The organism is Rhodococcus sp. IEGM 1372 (genome assembly GCF_030056835.1).
GTDB lineage: Bacteria > Actinomycetota > Actinomycetes > Mycobacteriales > Mycobacteriaceae > Rhodococcoides.
Window position 1 is genome coordinate 214,522 of the sequence record NZ_JASHKS010000001.1, and the last position, 19,399, is coordinate 233,920.

Annotated in this window: 18 protein-coding genes, 2 tRNA genes and 1 pseudogene; 8 read left to right on the forward strand and 13 right to left on the reverse strand. The window is 65.2% G+C overall.

The window, feature by feature from the left end:
* Positions 1-4: 4 nt before the first annotated feature.
* The 3 genes from QM590_RS01020 to QM590_RS01030 are packed head-to-tail and all read right to left on the reverse strand — an operon-like array spanning position 5 to position 2,263.
* Positions 5-697: a uracil-DNA glycosylase gene (locus QM590_RS01020; RefSeq protein ID WP_269593605.1), complete on the reverse strand. Its 693-nt coding sequence runs from the start codon at positions 695-697 to the stop codon at positions 5-7.
* On the reverse strand, positions 694-1,218 hold the full coding sequence (locus tag QM590_RS01025; protein WP_094669801.1) for a gamma carbonic anhydrase family protein: 525 nt from the start codon (positions 1,216-1,218) through the stop codon (positions 694-696). The genes QM590_RS01020 and QM590_RS01025 overlap by 4 nt, the downstream gene beginning before the upstream one ends.
* A gap of 37 nt (positions 1,219-1,255) precedes the next feature.
* Complete coding sequence (locus QM590_RS01030) at positions 1,256-2,263, reverse strand: thiamine-phosphate kinase (RefSeq protein ID WP_269593725.1); 1,008 nt, start codon at positions 2,261-2,263, stop codon at positions 1,256-1,258.
* Between the two features lie 173 nt (positions 2,264-2,436).
* Between QM590_RS01030 and QM590_RS01035 the strand changes: the two genes are divergently transcribed.
* Positions 2,437-2,685, forward strand: a complete 249-nt coding sequence (locus tag QM590_RS01035) for an Lrp/AsnC ligand binding domain-containing protein (protein ID WP_037189711.1) — start codon at positions 2,437-2,439, stop codon at positions 2,683-2,685.
* A 3-nt stretch (positions 2,686-2,688) separates the two neighbouring features.
* Positions 2,689-3,294 carry a DUF3515 domain-containing protein gene (locus tag QM590_RS01040; protein WP_269593604.1) on the forward strand — a complete coding sequence of 202 codons (606 nt, stop codon included), beginning with the start codon at positions 2,689-2,691 and terminating at the stop codon, positions 3,292-3,294.
* 18 nt (positions 3,295-3,312) lie between these two features.
* Here QM590_RS01040 and QM590_RS01045 read toward each other — a convergent pair whose 3' ends face one another.
* On the reverse strand, positions 3,313-4,419 hold the full coding sequence (locus QM590_RS01045; protein WP_269593603.1) for a D-alanine--D-alanine ligase family protein: 1,107 nt from the start codon (positions 4,417-4,419) through the stop codon (positions 3,313-3,315).
* Positions 4,420-4,492: 73 nt separating this feature from the next.
* Positions 4,493-5,491, reverse strand: a complete 999-nt coding sequence (locus tag QM590_RS01050) for an NAD(P)H-dependent glycerol-3-phosphate dehydrogenase (RefSeq protein ID WP_094642242.1) — start codon at positions 5,489-5,491, stop codon at positions 4,493-4,495.
* Between the two features lie 102 nt (positions 5,492-5,593).
* Here QM590_RS01050 and QM590_RS01055 point away from each other — a divergent pair, with 102 nt between their 5' ends.
* From QM590_RS01055 to QM590_RS01065, 3 genes are all read left to right on the forward strand, one after another.
* Positions 5,594-6,370 (forward strand): CofC family guanylyltransferase, encoded by a 777-nt coding sequence (locus QM590_RS01055; protein ID WP_411741277.1) that lies wholly within the window; start codon positions 5,594-5,596, stop codon positions 6,368-6,370.
* Between the two features lie 193 nt (positions 6,371-6,563).
* Positions 6,564-8,684 (forward strand): RNA degradosome polyphosphate kinase, encoded by a 2,121-nt coding sequence (locus tag QM590_RS01060; RefSeq protein WP_255183299.1) that lies wholly within the window; start codon positions 6,564-6,566, stop codon positions 8,682-8,684.
* A complete protein-coding gene (locus QM590_RS01065; RefSeq protein ID WP_149405544.1) occupies positions 8,684-9,619 on the forward strand; it encodes an NUDIX hydrolase in 936 nt (311 codons plus the stop codon). Before QM590_RS01060 ends, QM590_RS01065 begins: the two co-directional genes overlap by 1 nt.
* Before the next feature lie 127 nt (positions 9,620-9,746).
* Here QM590_RS01065 and QM590_RS01070 read toward each other — a convergent pair whose 3' ends face one another.
* The 3 genes from QM590_RS01070 to leuC all read right to left on the reverse strand — a co-directional run bounded on the left by QM590_RS01070 (position 9,747) and on the right by leuC (position 12,679).
* Entirely contained in the window at positions 9,747-10,442 is a 696-nt protein-coding gene (locus tag QM590_RS01070) for an HU family DNA-binding protein (protein WP_027496655.1), read from the reverse strand.
* A 149-nt stretch (positions 10,443-10,591) separates the two neighbouring features.
* Positions 10,592-11,209 (reverse strand): 3-isopropylmalate dehydratase small subunit, encoded by a 618-nt coding sequence (gene leuD, locus QM590_RS01075; protein ID WP_269593600.1) that lies wholly within the window; start codon positions 11,207-11,209, stop codon positions 10,592-10,594.
* Positions 11,210-11,254: 45 nt separating this feature from the next.
* A complete protein-coding gene (gene leuC / locus QM590_RS01080; protein ID WP_269593599.1) occupies positions 11,255-12,679 on the reverse strand; it encodes a 3-isopropylmalate dehydratase large subunit in 1,425 nt (474 codons plus the stop codon).
* Positions 12,680-12,828: 149 nt separating this feature from the next.
* On the opposite strand from leuC, the gene QM590_RS01085 reads away from it, so the two are divergent.
* A complete protein-coding gene (locus tag QM590_RS01085) occupies positions 12,829-13,557 on the forward strand; it encodes an IclR family transcriptional regulator (protein ID WP_094688811.1) in 729 nt (242 codons plus the stop codon).
* A gap of 114 nt (positions 13,558-13,671) precedes the next feature.
* Entirely contained in the window at positions 13,672-13,839 is a 168-nt protein-coding gene (locus tag QM590_RS01090) for a DUF5302 domain-containing protein (protein WP_176460484.1), read from the forward strand.
* A 62-nt stretch (positions 13,840-13,901) separates the two neighbouring features.
* Here QM590_RS01090 and QM590_RS01095 read toward each other — a convergent pair.
* Both QM590_RS01095 and QM590_RS01100 read right to left on the reverse strand, forming a co-directional pair.
* Positions 13,902-13,974: transfer RNA gene (locus QM590_RS01095), tRNA-Glu, on the reverse strand.
* A 91-nt stretch (positions 13,975-14,065) separates the two neighbouring features.
* Positions 14,066-14,137 (reverse strand) — tRNA-Gln (locus tag QM590_RS01100).
* Positions 14,138-14,382: 245 nt separating this feature from the next.
* Here QM590_RS01100 and QM590_RS01105 point away from each other — a divergent pair.
* Positions 14,383-16,008 carry a bifunctional 3'-5' exonuclease/DNA polymerase gene (locus QM590_RS01105; protein ID WP_269593598.1) on the forward strand — a complete coding sequence of 542 codons (1,626 nt, stop codon included), beginning with the start codon at positions 14,383-14,385 and terminating at the stop codon, positions 16,006-16,008.
* Here the strand turns inward: QM590_RS01105 and QM590_RS01110 are convergent.
* From QM590_RS01110 to QM590_RS01120, 3 genes and pseudogenes are all read right to left on the reverse strand, one after another.
* A complete protein-coding gene (locus tag QM590_RS01110) occupies positions 15,966-16,970 on the reverse strand; it encodes a YihY/virulence factor BrkB family protein (RefSeq protein ID WP_188078580.1) in 1,005 nt (334 codons plus the stop codon). The two genes, QM590_RS01105 and QM590_RS01110, sit on opposite strands and share 43 nt — an antisense overlap.
* A 46-nt stretch (positions 16,971-17,016) precedes the next feature.
* A complete protein-coding gene (gltX, locus tag QM590_RS01115) occupies positions 17,017-18,492 on the reverse strand; it encodes a glutamate--tRNA ligase (protein ID WP_269593597.1) in 1,476 nt (491 codons plus the stop codon).
* Positions 18,493-18,499: 7 nt separating this feature from the next.
* Positions 18,500-19,271 (reverse strand): annotated as a pseudogene (locus QM590_RS01120) (fumarylacetoacetate hydrolase family protein).
* Between the last annotated feature and the right edge of the window lie 128 nt (positions 19,272-19,399).

The window sequence follows — 19,399 nt, forward strand, 5'->3', positions numbered from 1 at the left end:
TCGATCACGGCAGCGTCCAGTCGATCGGTTCGTCTCCCCCCTCGACCAACAATTCGTTGACACGGCTGAAAGGCTTGGATCCGAAGAATCCGCGTGACGCGGACAGCGGAGACGGGTGCGCGGATTCGATGTAGGGCACCGATCCGAGCATCGGCTTCAGGCTAGCCGCGTCGCGTCCCCACAGAACGGCGACCAGTCCGGGCGCGTCGGGATTCTCGGCCCGGGCGACGAGTGCACGAATTGCTTGCTCGGTCACCGCTTCCCACCCCTTCTTCCGGTGCGACGCAGCCTGACCCGGCTCTACGGTGAGCACCCTGTTGAGCAACATCACCCCGCGGTCCGCCCAGGGTGTGAGATCACCGTTGCTGGGCGTGGGCAACCCCAGATCGGCCGAGTACTCCTTGAAGATGTTGCTCAGACTGCGCGGTACTGGTCGCACATCCGGGGCAACGGAAAAGCTCAGCCCCACTGCGTGTCCCGGCGTCGGATACGGATCCTGACCGACGATGAGAACGCGAACTCCATCGAAGGGGTGCCGAAAAGCGCGCAGTACGTTCTCGCCGGCGGGGAGGTAATGGCGTCCTGCGGCGAGTTCTGCCCGTAGGAAGTCGCCCATGGCAGCAACATTCGACTCGACCGGAGCAAGGGCGGCCGCCCACCCCGATTCGACGCTCTCGGCGAGCGGACGCGGCGTCACCGATCGATCCGGCGCAGCGCGTCGCGGTAGTACGCGGCATTGGCCGAGTACATCTGCACGTTGATGTCGACATGCCCTTCGGGAACCTGGTACCCCTCGCGAATTTTCGCCGGAACCCCCAGCGCCATGGAGCGTTCGGGAACGACGAACTTGAACGGCACCACTGCGCCTGCCCCTACGATCGAGCCGGCACCGATCTTCGAGCCGTTCAGTACCACCGAGCCCGAGGCGATGAGGCAGTTGTTCCCGATGGTCGCACCCTCGACGTGCGCGTTGTGGCCAAGTACGCAACCGGAACCGATGACCGTTGCGTCGATCGGGGTGCAGTGCACCACGGTCCCGTCCTGCACGTTGGTACCCTCGCCGATCGAAATGGTGCCGTAATCGGCCCGCAGAACGGCAGTGGGCCACACCGACGATCCGGCCGCCAGGGTCACCGCTCCGATGACGACGGCGTCGGGATGGACGTAGGCGTCGGGGTGGATGTCGGGTTCGCGATCACCGAGTGCGTAGATAGCCATCTCTGCAACTTAGCCGACCCGATGGACCCGACCGCGTTCACTCGCCCTCGAAACTCGACCATCCCGATCTACCCGAATGGGGGCGTCCGCCGACCGTCACTCGTGGGCTCTGTCCGTCACCGCCGTGCTGGACACGGCCGATCACCGTCCATCCCCGGGGAACGCCTGCGGTATCGGGGAAGGTGCCGACGAGAGCGTGATCCTCGCCTCCGGTGAGCACCCAGTCCAGCGGATCGTGACCCATCAGTGTTGCGGCCGAACGCACTTCGACCGGGATGTCCAGCAGGTCGGGATCGACGTCCAGCAGAACGCCCGACGCGTCGGCGATGTGGCCGAGATCGGCCAACAAGCCGTCGGAGACGTCGGTGAGCGAGGTCGCACCCGCCTCTGCCGCGTCGATCCCGGCGCGATATGGAGGAACGGGCACTCGGTGCGCGTCCACCACGGCGTCGTGGCCGGTTCTGTCCCTGTTGCCGAGCAGGAGGGCGAGTCCGGCCGCCGACCAGCCGAGCCGTCCCGCGTACGCGATCACATCACCGGCTCGCGCCCCCGATCGAAGAACCGGGGCCCGGCCCTGAAGGTCGCCGAGCGCGGTGATCGAGATCACCAGCTCCGGCGACTGCACCACATCGCCGCCGACGATGGCCGATCCAGCAGCGACCGCCTCGAGCCACATGCCCTCGTTGAGGCCGTCGGTCACGCTCACCGGCGTGTCGGCCGGGCACCCGAGCGAGACGAGAAAACCCGAGCACTGCGCGCCCATTGCGGCGATGTCCGCGCCGTTCTGCGCGATCGACTTGCGGCCGATCTGTATCGGACTCGACCAGTCGAGCCGAAAGTGCCTGCCGTGCACCAACATATCGGTGGACGCCGCGATCCGGCCGTCGGACGCGGCGACGACGGCTGCGTCGTCACCCGGCCCGACGATGGTCGACGGTGGCTGCACACGGTCTGCGATTGCGCGGGCGATCACGTCGAATTCACCGACCTGCGCGACGGTGCGCTCGCTGCCGGTGGACGAGTCGGTGACGGTGTCGTCGATGATGTTCCTCCCTGAGAACGCGGTGCGTGCGCGACGGTCTCACGCGGAGCGCGCGCCGAGCCTGCGGTACCTTTTAGCGGCGGTCGGGACAGTACCGATGCAGCAGGTTACGTGCGAAGAGAACGTAGTCGAACCAACCTACAGTCGAGAAGTCCGGCAGGGGAAAGGGACCACCGATGGTGCAAGCATTCGTTCTCGTTCAGACCGAGGTGGGCCGTGCGACGGCCGTCGCACAGCAGATCGAGGCCGTCGACGGTGTCGTGTCGGCGGAGGCCGTCGTCGGGCCCTACGACGTGATCGCGCGCGCCGACGGTGCCTCCGACGCCGAGATCGCCGAGATCGTCTCGCGCATCCAGAAGGTCGATGCCATCACTCGCACCCTCACCTGCCCCGTGGCCCCGCAGTCGACGACGTCCGTCGGATAGCTCGTGAATTCACCCGACACCGGCAACGACGCCGGCACCGAAGACAGCCCGGCCGAGACCGAGAGCACTCGCGAGCAGCGCCATCCCGCAGTCATCGCCACCGCGATCGCGTTACCGGTCGCGCTGGTAGTCGGAGTTCTGGTTGCCGCCATCGCGGTCAACCGCTCACCCGTCCGCGATCCGGTCGCACTGGGCCCGGTCGACTCCCCCGATGCCGCGAGCGCGCAGTGCACATCCCTGCTCGACGCCTTGCCCGAGAACCTCGGCGACTACACCGGAGCCGAGTTGGCCGACCCGGCCCCGGTCGGAGTCCGCGCGTGGGCCTCGGACGTGGAGAACGCCGAGCCGGTCGTGTTGCGGTGCGGCCTGCCCCGGCCCATCGGGTTCGATGTGGCCGCACCGCTGCAGGTGATCAACGGCGTTCAGTGGTTCGAGGTGTCCGGGGAAGGCGACGGGATCGATGCCAGCACATGGTTCGTCGTCGATCGCGGCGTCTATGTTGCCCTGACGATTCCGGGCGACTCGGGCCCCACCCCGTTGCAGGACGCGTCCTCGGCCGTGTCGGACGCGCTGCCCCAGCAACCTCTCGACCCGGCTCCGTTGCAGTAGCGCTGGGCCGCAACGGCTCTAGCGCAAGCCGGTGCCGCGGGCGAGGGCGGTGTCGATCAGAGTCGCGATGAGCGTCGGGTAGTCGACGCCCGATTCCGCCCACATCTTGGGGTACATCGAGATCGACGTGAACCCGGGCATCGTGTTGATCTCGTTGATGACCGGACCGTTCTCGGTGACGAAGAAATCCACGCGCGCCAGGCCTTGGCAGTCCAACGCCCGAAAGGCCGCGACGGCGAGTTCACGTATGCGGTCGCTGGTAGCGTCGTCGAGTGCCGCCGGGATGTCGAACTCACTGACATCGTCGAGGTACTTGGTGTCGAAGTCGTAGAAAGCATGATCGTCGATGTCCGCGTCGGGAATTCGGATCTCGGCGACGGCGCTCGCGCGTACGGTGCCGTCGGGAAATTCCAGCACCCCGCACTCGACCTCGCGGCCGTGGATCATGCCCTCGACGATCACCTTGGGGTCGTGTTCGCGTGCGATGGCGATCGCGGTGGGTAGTTGGTCCCACGCGGTGATGCGCGAGATTCCGATGGACGATCCACCTCGGGCCGGTTTGACGAATGCGGGCAGGCCGATTCGGTCACGCTCGGCAGCCGTCAGGTCGTCGACCGCGCGTCGGAGTACGACCTGGCGACCGATCGGCAGTCCTTCGGCACCGAGCAGCTTCTTGGTGAATTCCTTGTCCATGCCCGCAGCGCTGGCCAGCACGCCCGGCCCGACGTACGGAACGCCTGCCAGTTCGAGCAGACCCTGCAGCGTGCCGTCCTCGCCGTACGGTCCGTGCAGAACGGGGAACACGACGTCGACGGATGCAAGCACCGTCCCGCCTTCCCCCTCGCCGAGCGCGAGCAGAGCACCGGCGTGGCCGGGGTCGGTACTGAGCGCAAGCGCGGCTCCCGTCTTGTCGACGGTCGGCAGCACCCTGTCGTGAATCGCCAGCGCATCGATGTCGGAGGAGCCGAGTACCCAGGCACCGTCCGCGGTGATCCCCACCGGGACAACCTCGTACTTGGCCGGATCGAGGTTCTGCAGCACGCTACCTGCCGATACACAGGACACGGCATGCTCGCTGCTGCGGCCACCGAAGACGACGGCAACTTTGATGCGGGGAGTACTCACGATGAGAAACCGTACCGTCGCGGCTCATCGAACGCGGATTCGCCCTGTTCGTCGCGAGACCGCGATCACTGCCTCACTCGGGCTTGATACGACGTCCCAGCAGGTGCCCGACCGCATCCGGAACGGACATGCCGCCGTGACACACCCGATGCACCGCGTCGGTCAGTGGCATCTCGACGTCGTAACTCTCGGCGAGCGCTCGCACCGAGGTGCAGGATTTGACGCCCTCGGCCACCTGCCCGTGCGCTGCCTCCTGCGCACTCTCGAGGGAACCACCCGAACCCAGTCGCTCTCCGAACGTGCGATTGCGCGAGAGAGGCGACGAGCAGGTGGCGACCAGGTCGCCCACGCCGGCCAGGCCCGACAGCGTCGACGGCTTGGCACCGAGCGCCACTCCGAGTCGGATGATCTCGGCCAGACCCCTGGTCATGATCGACGCGAGGGTGTTCTCGCCGTATCCGACGCCTGCGGCCATCCCGCAGGCGAGGGCGATGACGTTCTTGCAGGCACCACCGATCTCGGCACCGATGACGTCACTGTTGGTGTAAGGCCTGAAATATCCGGTCGCGCAGGACTTCTGAATCTCGAGGGCTCGCTGGGAGTCGGAGCAGGCGATGACGGTGGCTGCGGGCTGCCCCTCGGCGATCGGGCGCGCAAGGTTCGGCCCGGACAGGCACGCCACCCGGCTGGGATCGGCACCGGTGACCTGAGAGATCACCTGACTCATCCGCATGAGCGTTCCGGTCTCGATTCCCTTCGCCAGGGAGAGCAGCGTTGCCTGCGGCGGGATCGAGTCGGTCCACGCCCCCAGATTGGCCCGCAGACTCTGCGACGGCACGGCGAGAACCACGATGTCGGCTCCGTCGAGGGCACGCACCGGATCACTCGTCGCGCGGATGGACGACGGTAGCTCGATTCCAGGAAGGTAGTCCTTGTTCTCGTGGTCGTCGGTGATGGATGCAGCGAGTTCCTCGCGGCGGGCCCACATGGTGACGTCCGTTCCGGCATCGGCCAACACCTTGGCGAATGCGGTCCCCCACGAACCCGACCCCAATACCGCTGCTCTGCTCATTCCGCCAACCCCTCGCCTACTTCGCCGATGCCCTGTCCACGCGCGCATCACCCTAACTCGCAGACCTGCTCGGGCGGTCGGAGTCGGCACAGATCGGTGACGCTGGCAGGATCGAGCACCATGGGTGCATCACGAGACGACGACGGCGACCGTGTCGTCAGGGTTCTCATCGCGGTGAAGGATCTCACCGCAGCGAAGTCGCGCTTGGCGGCGGAGTTCTCGGCACCCGATCGGACTCGATTGGTGCTCGCGATGCTCAGCGACACCGTTGCGGCCGCCGACGCCGTCTCGGTGGTCGATTCGGTCACGGTGGTCACCCCGGATCCTCTCGTCGCAGAGACGGCCCGGAGGATCGGCGCACTGGTGTTCGACGAACCGGTCCGCGATCCTGCGCTGCAACCGGACCAACGCCTGAACCACGCGTTCGCGGCCGCAGCGCACGTACTGCGTCACTGTGAAGTCGGTGTGGACGCCCGTGGGGACGTCCGTGGGGGCGAGCCTGTCGCCGCGCGCCGCGTCGACATCATCGCGTTGCAAGCAGACCTGCCTGCGATGCGTTCGGCAGAACTCGCGCAGGCCTACGCCAGTGCCCGCCGGGGAGGCAGATCGCTCGTGATCGACCATCACGGCACGGGGACCGCCGCCCTGATCCTCAAGGACTCCCCCGACGAGTTGGCACCACTGTTCGGACGGGACTCCGCGCGTCGCCACACCGTCTCGGGCGCACTGGAACTCGACGGCACCTGGCCGGGTCTTCGACTGGACGTGGACACCGCCGACGACGTCCGCGGAGCGCACCGTCTGGGAGTCGGGCCGGCGACGGCGGCCGTCCTACACTCGCTCGGGTGGAGTGACGAAGCATCGGCGACGACTGCCTGACGGCGCGTACCGCCTTGGGAGTCGAGTGAACGGAGACTCGAGTTCTGCCATCGGAGTTTCACCGACGCCCGGTATGGGGGATGATCGTGCGGTGAGCAAAGACGACGCGCAGTCAGCGAACCAGGATCCTCCGATCGATACCGGAAAGGCCACCGGTTCGGACCCGGCATGGAGCGCTCCGATCGCGGCGACGATGCCGAGTATTCCCTCCGCGCTTCCGGCCGCCACACCGGAATCCGTCGACGCTGCCACCGTGCTCCCCGAAAATCGCTATCTCAACCGGGAATTGAGCTGGCTCGATTTCAACTCGCGCGTTCTCGCACTCGCGGAGGACTCGTCGCTCCCCTTGCTCGAACGGGCGAAGTTCCTCGCGATCTACGCGTCGAATCTCGACGAGTTCTACATGGTTCGGGTTGCGGGCCTCAAGCGCCGTGACGAAACCGGACTGTCGGTCCGCTCCGCCGACGGCATGACCCCACGCGAGCAGCTCGCGGTGATCGGTCAACGCACCCAGGAGCTCGCGCTCAAACATGCGCGAGTACTGCTGGATTCGATCCTGCCCGAGCTCACCGCCGAGGGCATCGCGATCATCCGGTGGTCCGACCTGGACAGCGACGAGCGCTCCCGGCTGTCGGAGTACTTCACCGAGCAGGTCTTCCCGGTTCTCACACCGCTGGCCGTCGACCCGGCCCACCCCTTCCCGTACATCAGCGGGCTGAGCCTGAATCTCGCTGTGACAGTAAAGGATTACTCCACCACCGGTGAGCACTTCGCCCGCGTGAAGGTGCCCGACAACGTCGATCGCTTCGTGCGGGTCAAGCGCGGCGAGGGCAACCACCGCATCGACGCCTTCCTGTCGATGGAGGAGTTGATCTCGGCTCATCTGGACGTGCTCTTCCCCGGCATGGAGGTCGTCGAGTCTCACGCGTTCCGGATCACGCGCAACGCCGATTTCGAGGTCGAGGAAGACCGCGACGAGGATCTCCTCCAGGCACTTGAGCGAGAGCTCGCCCGTAGGCGTTTCGGCTCTCCGGTCCGCCTCGAGATCGCCGACGACATGACCGAGCACATGCTCGAATTGTTGCTTCGCGAACTCGATGTCGATCCAGGCGACGTCATTCAGGTTCCCGGACTGCTCGACCTGTCGTGCCTGTGGCAGGTCTACAGCGTCGACCGCCCCAACCTCAAGGACGCCCCCTTCGTTCCGGCCACCCACCCGGCATTCGGTGAGCGCGAGACCCCCAAGAGCGTCTTCTCCACCCTGCGCGACGGCGATGTCCTGGTCCATCATCCGTACGATTCCTTCTCCACCAGCGTTCAACGCTTCATCGAGCAGGCCGCGGCCGACCCGCAGGTGCTCGCCATCAAGCAGACGCTCTATCGGACCTCGGGAGATTCCCCGATCGTCAACGCGCTCGTCGATGCCGCAGGCGCGGGCAAGCAGGTGGTTGCGCTGGTCGAGATCAAGGCGCGTTTCGACGAACAGGCGAACATCGAGTGGGCACGCAAGCTCGAAAAGGCGGGCGTACACGTGGTGTACGGCCTCGTCGGGCTCAAGACGCACTGCAAGACGTGCCTCGTGGTGCGCCGAGAAGGATCCGTCATTCGCCGGTACTGCCACATCGGTACCGGCAACTACAACCCCAAGACAGCGCGAATCTACGAGGACGTGGGCCTGCTGACGTCGTCGCCCGAAATCGGGGCCGACCTCACCGATCTGTTCAACTCGCTGACCGGATACTCGCGAAAGTCCAAGTACCGCAATCTTCTCGTCGCACCGTACGGAGTTCGGCGCGGCATCGTCGAGCGCATCGAGGCAGAGGTCGAGCACCTCAAGGAGGGCCGCAGCGCCGGAATTCGCCTCAAGGCCAACGCCTTGGTGGACGAGCAGGTCATCGACGCGCTCTACCGAGCATCGATGGCAGGAGTACCGGTGAAGGTGGTGGTGCGCGGAATCTGTGCACTCAAGCCAGGCGTTCCCGGTCTGTCGGAGAACATCGAAGTGCGTTCCATCCTCGGCCGATTCCTCGAACACTCGCGTGTTCTGCACTTCCAGGGTGCGGACGAATTCTGGATCGGCAGCGCAGACATGATGCACCGCAACCTCGATCGCCGAGTCGAGGTGATGGCTCAGGTCAAGGATCCTCGATTGGCGAACCAGCTGAGCGACATCTTCGATTCTGCACTCGACCCCACCACTCGATGCTGGGAGCTGGGACCGGACGGCGGCTGGGTCGCGTCACCGGCTCGGGGTGAGAAAGTTCGTGAGCATCAGGTGGACCTGATGCGCAGTCGGAGGAATCAGGGCTCCTGATGGGCACTTCCGACGGCTCCCCCCGCGCCAACATCTTCGCGGCGGGCTCGATCCTGTGGCGACGCTCACCGAGCGGCGGCTCGGGTGTCGAGGTCGCCTTGGTGCACAGGCCGAAATACGACGACTGGTCGTTCCCCAAGGGAAAGCTCGATCCCGGTGAAACAGCTGTCGACGCAGCAGTCCGAGAGGTCAAGGAGGAGACCGGATTCGACTCGAGACTCGGACGGTCTCTGTCCTACGTCACGTACCCGATTCCGGGGCACCGTCGGGTCAAGAAAGTTCTGTACTGGGCAGCGGAGGTCACCGGGGGCGAGTTCGTCCCCAACGTCGAGGTGGACGAACTGCGCTGGGTAGCGCCCGAGGACGTCGGCCGCGAACTCTCGTATCCCATGGACCACAAGATCCTTCGCCGGTTCGTGGCCAAGCCTGCAGACACCTCCACAGTGCTGTTGGTTCGGCACGGCAGTGCCGGGTCGCGCTCACGGTTCAAGGGTAACGACGTCGACCGTCCACTCGACAGGATCGGACGCCGACAGGCCGAATCCTTGGTGTCGTTGCTTCGGGCCTTCGGCGGCGATGCCGTGTACGCAGCCGACCGTGCTCGGTGTGTGCAGACCGTTGCTCCATTCGCGGAATCGTTGGGGGTGGACATCACTCCCGAGCACCTCTTGTCCGAGGAAGGGTATGCCGACGACCCGCGCAAGGGCCGCCATCGCGCTCGCGACATCGCCGAACTGCCCGGCACCCCCGTTGTCTGCAGCCAGGGAAAAGTGATCCCGGACTTGATGCGTTGGTGGGCCGAGAAGGACGGAATCACGTTGCCGGCCAACAGAAATCGCAAGGGCAGCGTATGGGTGCTCTCACGCCGCGACGGCAGGCTCATCTCGGCCGATCACATCGCCAGTCCGTTGCCCACCCTCGCCGCCGACGGCTGAGCGGCCACACGACAAACAGAAGGCCCCCGACTCGATCTTCGAGTCGGGGGCCTTCTGCCGTTCACAACCTGCCTCACTCACGCTGCCGCTTCAGCGGCTGCGCCTCACGAGTGAAAACCTGCAGGCTCTACTTCTTCGCTGCGCGCTTCGCGGGTGCCTTCTTGGCCGGAGCCTTCTTGGCCGGGGCCTTCTTGGCGACGGTCTTCTTGGCCGCTGTCTTGGCCGGAGCCTTCTTGGCAGGAGCCGTCGTGGTTGCGGCCTTGCGAGCGGTCGTCTTGGCCGGAGCCTTCTTGGCAGCAGCCGTCGTGGTCTTGCGCGCGGTGGTCTTCGCGGGAGCTGCCTTCTTGGCGGCCGTCTTTGCGGGAGCTGCCTTCTTGGCGGCGGTCTTTGCCGGAGCTGCCTTCTTGGCTGCCGCGGTGGTGGCCTTGCGGGCGGTCGTCTTCACCGCTGCCTTCTTGGCGGCCGTCTTCTTCGCTGCCGCAGTCTTCTTGGCCGGAGCTGCAGCCGAACCGCGCTTGACGGCAGGTCCGGTTGCGGGCAACTTCTGTCCACCGGCGATGACGGCCTTGAACTGCGCGCCCGGACGGAATGCCGGAACGTTGGTCGGCTTCACGCGAACGGTCTCACCGGTGCGGGGGTTGCGGGCGACACGCGCTGCGCGACGACGCTGCTCGAACACGCCGAAGCCCGTGATCGTGACACTCTCGCCGCGGTGGACCGCGCGCACGATGGTGTCGACGATGTTCTCGACAGCCTCTGTGGCGCTCCGCCTATCAGACCCCAACTTCTCGGTCAGGGCGTCAATCAGCTCTGCCTTGTTCATGGATTTCCTCCGCTATATGGTGGTCCATCGTCGGACCGACTACTACAACGGTAAACCCCAAGTCGTCAAGAGTCTATGCGCCACGCCAATTTTCATTCCGGTGTCGCGGAATGGTTCACGGCCCCAAAGCGTGTCGGACCGGTGCCAGGTCAGCTTTCGGAGGGTGTCTCGATCCGCGCCGGGAGGGTCAGGGGTTTGTATGAAGGCCTTGACTTTTCGTACTCCGTAATGGCCTCTACCTGGCGTAACGTCAATCCGATGTCGTCGAGACCCTCCAGCAGACGCCACCGCGTGTAGTCGTCAATCGCGAAGCGCACCACCAACGTTCCAGCCGTTACGGTCTTGTCGACGAGGTCGACAATCAATTCCAGACCGGGCTGTTCTTCTAAGGCTTTCCACAGCAATTCGACGTCCGACTGATCGACTTCGGCGGCCAACAGCCCGGCTTTGCCCGAGTTTCCGCGAAAGATATCGGCGAAGCGAGAGGCGATCACAACCCGAAATCCGAAGTCCGAGAGTGCCCAGACGGCATGTTCGCGTGATGATCCCGTACCGAAATCGGGCCCGGCAACGAGCACCGAACCTCGGTTGTAGGGCTCGAGATTCAGGATGAAGTTCGGGTCCGAGCGCCAGGCCGCGAACAACCCGTCCTCGAATCCGGTGCGCGTGACGCGCTTGAGGTAGACCGCGGGGATTATCTGGTCGGTGTCGACGTTGGACCGCCGTAGCGGAACTCCGATACCGGTGTGTCGAGTGAAAGCTTCCATCGAATGTGCTCCTATGCGTTCGATCGATCCGAGCGAGGACGCGCGTTACGCGAGATCCGCCGGAGAGGACAGGGTTCCGCGGATTGCGGTAGCGGCGGCAACCAGAGGCGACACGAGATGAGTGCGACCGCCCTTGCCCTGCCTACCCTCGAAATTCCGGTTGGACGTCGACGCCGATCGCTCGCCCGCCGCCAGCTGATCCGGATTCATTCCCAGGCACATCGAGCAACCGGCCTGACGCCACTCCGCTCCTGCGGCCGTGAAGATCTCACCCAGGCCTTCCTCCTCCGCCTGCGCTCGCACCCGCATGGACCCGGGTACCACCAGCATTCGCACTCCGTCGGCAACCCGATGCCCTTCGAGAACGGACGCGACTGCCCGCAGATCCTCGATTCGACCGTTGGTGCACGAGCCCACGAACACGGTGTCGACAGCGATCTCGCGGATGGGTGTACCCGCTTCCAGGCCCATGTACTGCAAAGCCTTCTGGGCTGCCGCCCGCTCGCTCTCGTCGACCATCGCCTCCGGATCGGGCACCGTATCGCCCAGTGGCGCACCCTGACCCGGATTCGTTCCCCAGGTGACGAACGGCGTCAACGTGCCGGCATCGATGTGGACCTCGTTGTCGAACACTGCATCCGGATCGGTCGCCAGTTCGTCCCACGCCGCCACCGCCGCGTCCCAGTCGGCTCCTCGAGGAGCGTGCGGGCGTCCCTTCAGGTACTCGTACGTGATCTCGTCGGGTGCGATCATGCCTGCCCGTGCACCGGCCTCGATCGACATGTTGCAGATGGTCATTCGCGCTTCCATCGACAGCTTGCGAATGGCCTCACCGCGGTACTCGAGGACGTAGCCCTGGCCACCGCCGGTGCCGATCTGTGCGATGACGGCAAGGATCAGGTCCTTGCTCGTCACACCGGGGGCGAGCTCACCGTCGACGTTGATCGCCATCGTCTTGAAAGGACGCAGCGACAGTGTCTGCGTCGCCATGACGTGCTCGACCTCGCTGGTACCGATGCCCATTGCGATCGAGCCGAAGGCACCGTGCGTCGAGGTGTGGCTGTCTCCGCACACCACGGTCATGCCGGGCTGGGTCAGACCCAACTGCGGCCCGATGATGTGCACGATGCCCTGATCGAGATCGCCCATCGGGTAGAGCCGAACACCGAATTCCTCGCAGTTGCGGCGAAGAGTGTCGACCTGTGTGCGCGAGACCAGATCTGCGATGGGCGCGAAGATGTCGGCCGTCGGGACGTTGTGGTCCTCGGTCGCGATCGTCAGATCCGGACGTCGGAGTCCGCGGCCGGCCAGCCGAAGGCCGTCGAACGCCTGCGGGCTGGTGACCTCGTGCACCAGATGGAGATCGATGTAGATCAGATCCGGCTCACGCGCTCCGCCTTCTCCGCCGCCTCGGACCACCACGTGCTGGTCCCATACCTTCTCCGCCAAAGTCTTCGGTGTTTCGGACATCGCTGTCGCGGACCTCGTCTTCCCTGTCGTCGTCGCGCCGATGAACGGGCTGGTCCACCTCGCGTGATCGTCTCGACATCATGCCCCCGGCACGCACTGAAGATCTCGTAGTTGTGCAATCTCAGCATTCGGGAGGCTAATATCGTTCTATGAGACAGCATAGCCCCAATGGCCTCGTCGACAAATCGAGCGGTATCGGTGTCCTCGACAAGGCGATGACGGTGCTGCACGCGGTGGCGGAGACGCCCTGCAATCTCAACGACCTGTGCGCTCGAACGAGCCTGCCCCGGGCAACGGCCCACCGCCTCGCGGTAGGACTGGAGACCCACCGCCTTCTCGTACGGGATGCCGACGGCCTGTGGCGGACCGGCCCGGGATTGGGAGAGCTTGCGGCGAGCGCATCGGACACCCTGCTCGACGCTGCTGCCTCGGTCCTCCCACGCCTGCGCGAAATCACCGGTGAGAGTGTGCAGATCTATCGGCGCGAAGGGACAGTGCGGGTGTGCGTGGCATCCATGGAGCCGCCGACCGGACTTCGAGACACCGTACTCGTCGGCGCACGTCTGCCGATGACGGCTGGATCGGGTGCCAAAGTCCTTCTCGCATGGGCAGATTCGCAGACACAACGAACAGTTCTGCCGGATGCAGAATTCAGCGAGCGTGTTCTGCTCGAAGTTCGGCGGCGCGGATGGGCACAGAGCGCGGGCGAGCGCGAACCGGGCGTCGCGAGCGTCGCCGCGCCCGTGCGGGACGGCAACGACACTGTGGTGGCGGCGATCTCGGTATCCGGACCGATCGATCGAATCGGACGCAAGCCCGGAGCGCGGTGGGCCGCGGATCTTCTTGCCGCCGCGGACGCTCTGCACAAGCGACTCTGAGGTAAACCGCAGCCCCGTCGGCCCGAGAAAAACGAGCTGATCGAGCTGCGAGAGTGGGGTACCTTCGTCTCGAGCGGCCTACCCGGTCGGTCGACGACTGCGAGGAGTCACCCCATGCCCGAATCCGGCAGTGAAGAACTGAAGAAGAAGTTCCGCGAGGTTCTGGAACAGAAGAACAGCAAGTCCCACAATTCCGTCGAACACAAGGACGGTGGACCGAAGGTCAACAACGTCCACGGTCCGGCCGACCATCAGAAGATGTTCCGCCGCAAGAGCGTCTGAGACGCACGCACCGAAACGACAACACCCTCCCGATCCGCGGATCGAGAGGGTGCTGTCAGTTGTAGCCCCGACGGGATTCGAACCCGCGCTACCGCCTTGAGAGGGCGGCGTCCTAGGCCGCTAGACGACGGGGCCAGGAACTTCACCTGCATTGTGTTCGAGCTTGTACGTGCCGAGCCAGCTTAACTGCCTCGGCCTCGGCGACAAAATCGCCTTCACCTGCTCGCTGGGGTACCAGGACTCGAACCTAGAATGGCGGTACCAGAAACCGCTGTGTTGCCAATTACACCATACCCCAATGGGCTTGAATCGAATTGCTCATCACGATCGATGTGCACTGCGTTTCGAGCCGGGATAGAGACTATCAAAGGTGACTACCCATTCTCCAAATCGGCTGCTCAGAGCCACCGAAACCGCGCCGTGGACGCGTCGGGGGCGGCCGAGGCACCGTCGAGTGGAGACCGGAAGAGCCCCCTCCACACCTCGGCCGACGAGTGGAGCAGACTTGTTCTCCGTGACCGATCGCAGACCCGGCCGAGTCCGATGAAGGTTCTGCTCGTCCCTCAGGGCGAGCAGGCCGTGCTGACCCACCTCGCCGACGACGGCTCGATGCTGAGCGATCCCACCGTGGCCGAGGATCTCATCGCGGCCGTAGCCGAGCTCGAGCGCGACGAACGGCCGAGGTGGGTGTGGGAAGACACGAGCCGTATCTACCCTCGGCTGCTCGAACGAGGAGTCCGCGTACGCCGCTGTCACGATCTCGCACTGGTCGGTGCCATCCTGTCGATGCGGGCCGGCTCGGCGACTGTCCCGTCGGCTCCCGCCGACCTGAGGCCGGGTCTGTTCGACGCGAACCCGAACTCCGATCCGGCGGCGGTTCTCGCCGAGTATCGGCGTCAGCTCCGCGGCGTCGGTGACGATCGCGCACTGCACCTGCTGGCAGCGGCCGAGTCGGCCGGAGGACTGGCCGCAGCGGAGATGACCTTCGACGGGTTGCCGTTCTCGGCGTCGGCGCATCGCCGTCATCTCGAGACGATGCTCGGTACCCGGCCGCTCGATGGATCCCCTCCCCCGGCCCTCGTAGAGCTCGAGAATCAAATCTCCTCGGCGTTCGGCCGACGCGTCAATCCTGCCTCGCCCGTGGAGTTGGTCGCCGCGTTCGCGCGCGTCGGTATCGAACTGACATCGACTCGCGCGCATACCATCCGCGACATCGACCACCCGGCGGTTCCGTTACTGCTGCGGCACCGTGACCTCTCGAAGCTGCATGCCGCGAACGGGTGGGCGTGGCTCGACGCGTGGGTCCGCGACGATCGTTTCCGGCCTGTCTACGTTCCCGGCGCTGTGGTGTCGGGTCGGTGGGCCAGTCGCGGCGGGGGCGGCCTTCAGATCCCGAAACCCCTGCGCGCCAGTGTGATCGCCGATCCCGGCCACACCTTTGTGGCCGCCGACGCCGGCCAGCTCGAACCACGCATCCTCGCGGCGATGTCCGGCGATCCCCGTATGGTCGCCGCGGCAGGCACCGCGGATCTGTACGCACCGGTGGCCGCAGAATCGTTCGACGGCGATCGCAGCCACGCCAAGGTCGCCGTTCTCGGGGTGCTGTACGGCGCAACCTCGGGTGACGCGCGCTCTCTGCTGACGCGACTACGGGCCAAGTTCCCCGGTGCCGTTGCACTGGTGGAGGAGGCCGCCCGCGCCGGTGAACGGGGGGAGGTCGTTCGTTCCTGGCTGGGACGGGCCTGCCCACCGCCCTCGGCGCAGTGGTGGTCCACCGGTGACGCCCATGCGCGTGGCCGGTTCACCCGAAATTTCGTCGTGCAGGCCACCGCCGCCGAGTGGGCGCTGTGTTTGTTGGCCGATCTGCGCGGACGGTTGGCCGGGAGCGGAGCCCGCAGGAGCGACCGGAATTCCGACGAAGGGAGCGGAGCCCGCAGGAGCGACCGGAATTCCGGGAGCGGCAGCGAGTTGGTGTTCTTTCAGCACGACGAAGTGGTGGTGCATTGTGCGATCGCCGAGTCGGGTCGTGTCGCCGAAGCTGTTGCAGAATCGGCGTTGTCGGCCACCCGGCTGATGTTCGGTGACACGGCCGTCCGGTTTCCGATGGAAACCAGAGTCGACCGCTTCTACGGTGCCTCCGCTGCCGGTTCCGAGCTGGATTCGGACTGAGCTCGCGGCGGGTCGACGAACGTCACGTCGATGTCCTCGAACGGCTTGCTGCGTTGCGCTTCTGCCTGCCCGGTGTACGTGAGCTTGTCGCCCTGAGTCAGTTCGACGTCATCGGTGAACGGGGCCAGCAGCGCGCGCGGGAAGAGCCGATCGACGCGAACCACGTTGATCTCGATGCACATCACGATGGACACCGACGTCACGTACAGAAACGCCAGCAGTCCCAGAACGACAGCGAACACACCGTTGGTGACGGTCGCGTTGCTGACGACGTACTTCACGTACACACTGCCGAAGGTCTGCAGCAGCTGCCAGATCAGACCGGCAACGACGGCCCCGGGAAGAACCTGTGGGATCGACACCGACCTCGCGGTGGCGAGCCTGAACGCCACGACGAACACACCGACGTAGAAGAACGTGCCGACCACGAACACCACGAGGCCCGATTCCGGACCGAAATATCCTGCGGCACTGAGCACATTGAGTGCGGTGATGGCCAGGACGGCCAGACCGACCGTGCTCAGCAGACCCAAGCCGCGCACGCGGGCGCGGATGGGATCGGGCCGTAGGTTCTTCGGCACCGTCCACGCCGTGTTCATCGCGTTCTGGAGCGCCACGGCTACCCCGAGCCCGCCGTACAGGGAACCCAGGACACCCACCACCAGACCCACGGTGCCTCCACCGATGCGGTCGGGCCTGCCCAGTTCGTCCCCGATCACCGGGATCTGACCGAGTGCCGAGTTCAGGATCTGTTGCTGCAGTTCCGGGCTACCGGCCAATACGATTCCCAGAACCGTCGAGAACAGCAACAGTGCGGGAAACAGCGAGACGAAGGCGTAGTAGGTGATCAGGGCAGCGAGGTAGCCACCCTGATCGTCGACGAACTTGTACACCACCGCAATGGGGTATCCGAGAACCGGCCGCCTGCGCTGGAGTCGATCCAGTCGATCGGAAAAACTCATTCGAGGCTCTCCCCGAGGACCGGGGTGCGCCGGCGGCCGTGCGCCCTCACGCCACCTGGGCGCGTGCCGCAGCCAGGCGCGCCAAGGTCTTCTCGCGTCCGAGCAATTCCATGGACTCGTACAGCGGTGGGCTGATGTGCGACCCGGTCACTCCCACCCGGATCGGGGCGAAAGCCTTGCGCGGCTTGAGCTCCAGCTTCTCGATCAACACGTCCTTGAGAGTCGCCTCCAGGTCGGCCGTGGTCCAGGTCTGCAACGCCGTCAGTGCCTCGACAGTGGCGTCGAGAACGGGTGCGGCATCGGCACCGAGGTTCTTGGCCGCGGCTGCGGGGTCGATCTCGAAGTCCGCCTCGTCGACGAACAGGAACTTCAACAGTCCCCATGCGTCCGACAGGACGACGATGCGGGTCTGCACCAGATCGGCCGCGACAGCGAAGACCTTCTCGTCGACCGGCTCGGTGAGATGGCCCTGTGCGACGAGGTATTCGCGCAAACGCGCCGCGAAATCCTCCGCTGCCAGCATCCTGATGTGCTCGGCGTTGATCGCGTCGGCTTTCTTCTGATCGAAGCGCGCCGGATTGGAATTGACGGACGAGATCTCGAACGCCGCCACCATCTCGTCGAGCGTGAACACGTCGTGATCGTCCGAGATACCCCATCCGAGAAGCGCGAGGTAGTTCAGCAATCCCTCCGGCACGAAACCACGATCACGGTGGATGAAGAGGTTGGACTCGGGGTCACGCTTGGACAGCTTCTTGTTGCCTTGGCCCATGACGAACGGCAGGTGCCCGAACTCGGGGGTGCGTTCTGCGACACCGATCCGGATCAATGCCTCGTAGAGAGCGAGCTGACGAGGCGTCGACGACAGCAGATCCTCGCCGCGCAGGACGTGGGTGATCTTCATCAATGCGTCGTCGACCGGATTGACCAACGTGTACAACGGAACTCCGTTACCGCGGGTCAAAGCGAAGTCCGGCACCGTCCCCGCCTTGAACGTGGTCTCCCCGCGCACGAGGTCGTTCCATGTCAGATCGTGATCGGGCATCCGCAGTCGCACGACGGCGCCGCGCCCCTCGTCGAGAAATCCCTGTCGCTGCTCCGGCGTCAGATCGCGGTCGAAGTTGTCGTAGCCGAGTTTGGGGTCGCGTCCGGCTGCCTTGTGTCGGGCTTCCACTTCCTCCGGCGTGGAGAAGGACTCGTAGGCCTCCCCGGCGTCGAGCAACTGCTGCACGACGGCGAGGTGCTGGTCGCGACGCAACGACTGACGGTACGGCTCGTACGGGCCACCCACTTCGGGACCCTCGTCCCATTCGAGGCCGAGCCAGCGCAACGCGTCGAGCAGGGCGGCGTAGGACTCCTCGGAGTCGCGTGCGGCGTCGGTGTCCTCGATGCGAAAGACGAAGGTGCCGCCGTGATGCCTGGCGAACGCCCAGTTGAACAGTGCGGTGCGGACCAGGCCGACGTGCGGGGTACCGGTGGGCGACGGGCAGAACCGAACGCGGACATCTGTTGGTGTGGTCATGTTCGCCCTACTTCTTCGCTGCGACGGGGTTGGTGAGGGTACCGATTCCCTCGACGGTGATCGACACGCTGTCTCCGTCGGTGATGGGTCCGACTCCCTCGGGGGTTCCGGTGAGGATGACATCTCCGGGGAGCAGCGTCATCACCGCGGACACCCACTCGATGATCTTCGGAATGTCATGCAGCAGAAGCGAAGTGCGGCTCCGTTGCTTGACTACGCCGTCGACCTCGGTCTTGATCTCGAGATCGGTCGGGTCGAGTGAGGTCTCGATCCACGGCCCGAGCGGACAGAAGGTGTCGTGTCCCTTGGCGCGTCCACTGTCCGTCGTGCTTCTGGTGATCGCGGGCCGAGACGTCGTTGGCGACGGTGTATCCCAGCACCACCTCGTACGCCTTGGCGGCGGGGACGTCCTTGCACGGACGGCCGATGACGATCGCCAGTTCTCCTTCGAAGTGCACTTCGTTCGAGGACGGCGGCAACACGATGGACGCACCGGGGCCGACGATGGAGGTGTTCGGCTTGATGAAGATCACGGGGTCCTTCGGTGCTTCACCGCCCATCTCGGCCACGTGCGCGGCGTAGTTCTTACCGATGGCGATGACCTTGCTGGCGAGGATGGGCGCGAGCAGTCGCACGTCGGCCAGTGGCCACGACCGACCCGTGAACGTGGGTGTGCCGAAAGGATGTTCGGCGATTTCCTTCGCAGTCTGCGAGTCACCCTCACCTTCGATACTCACGAATGCCACACCATCAGGACTTGCAATTCGACCGAGACGCATGTCGGAAGTCTATCGACAAGCGTGGTGTGCACTCCGCCACCGTCCGTTCAGCGCGGTTCGGGCCGGTGTAGGGTCGAGCTTCGGTTCCATATTGCAAGAAACCACGTCCATATATTGAGATGGAGAAT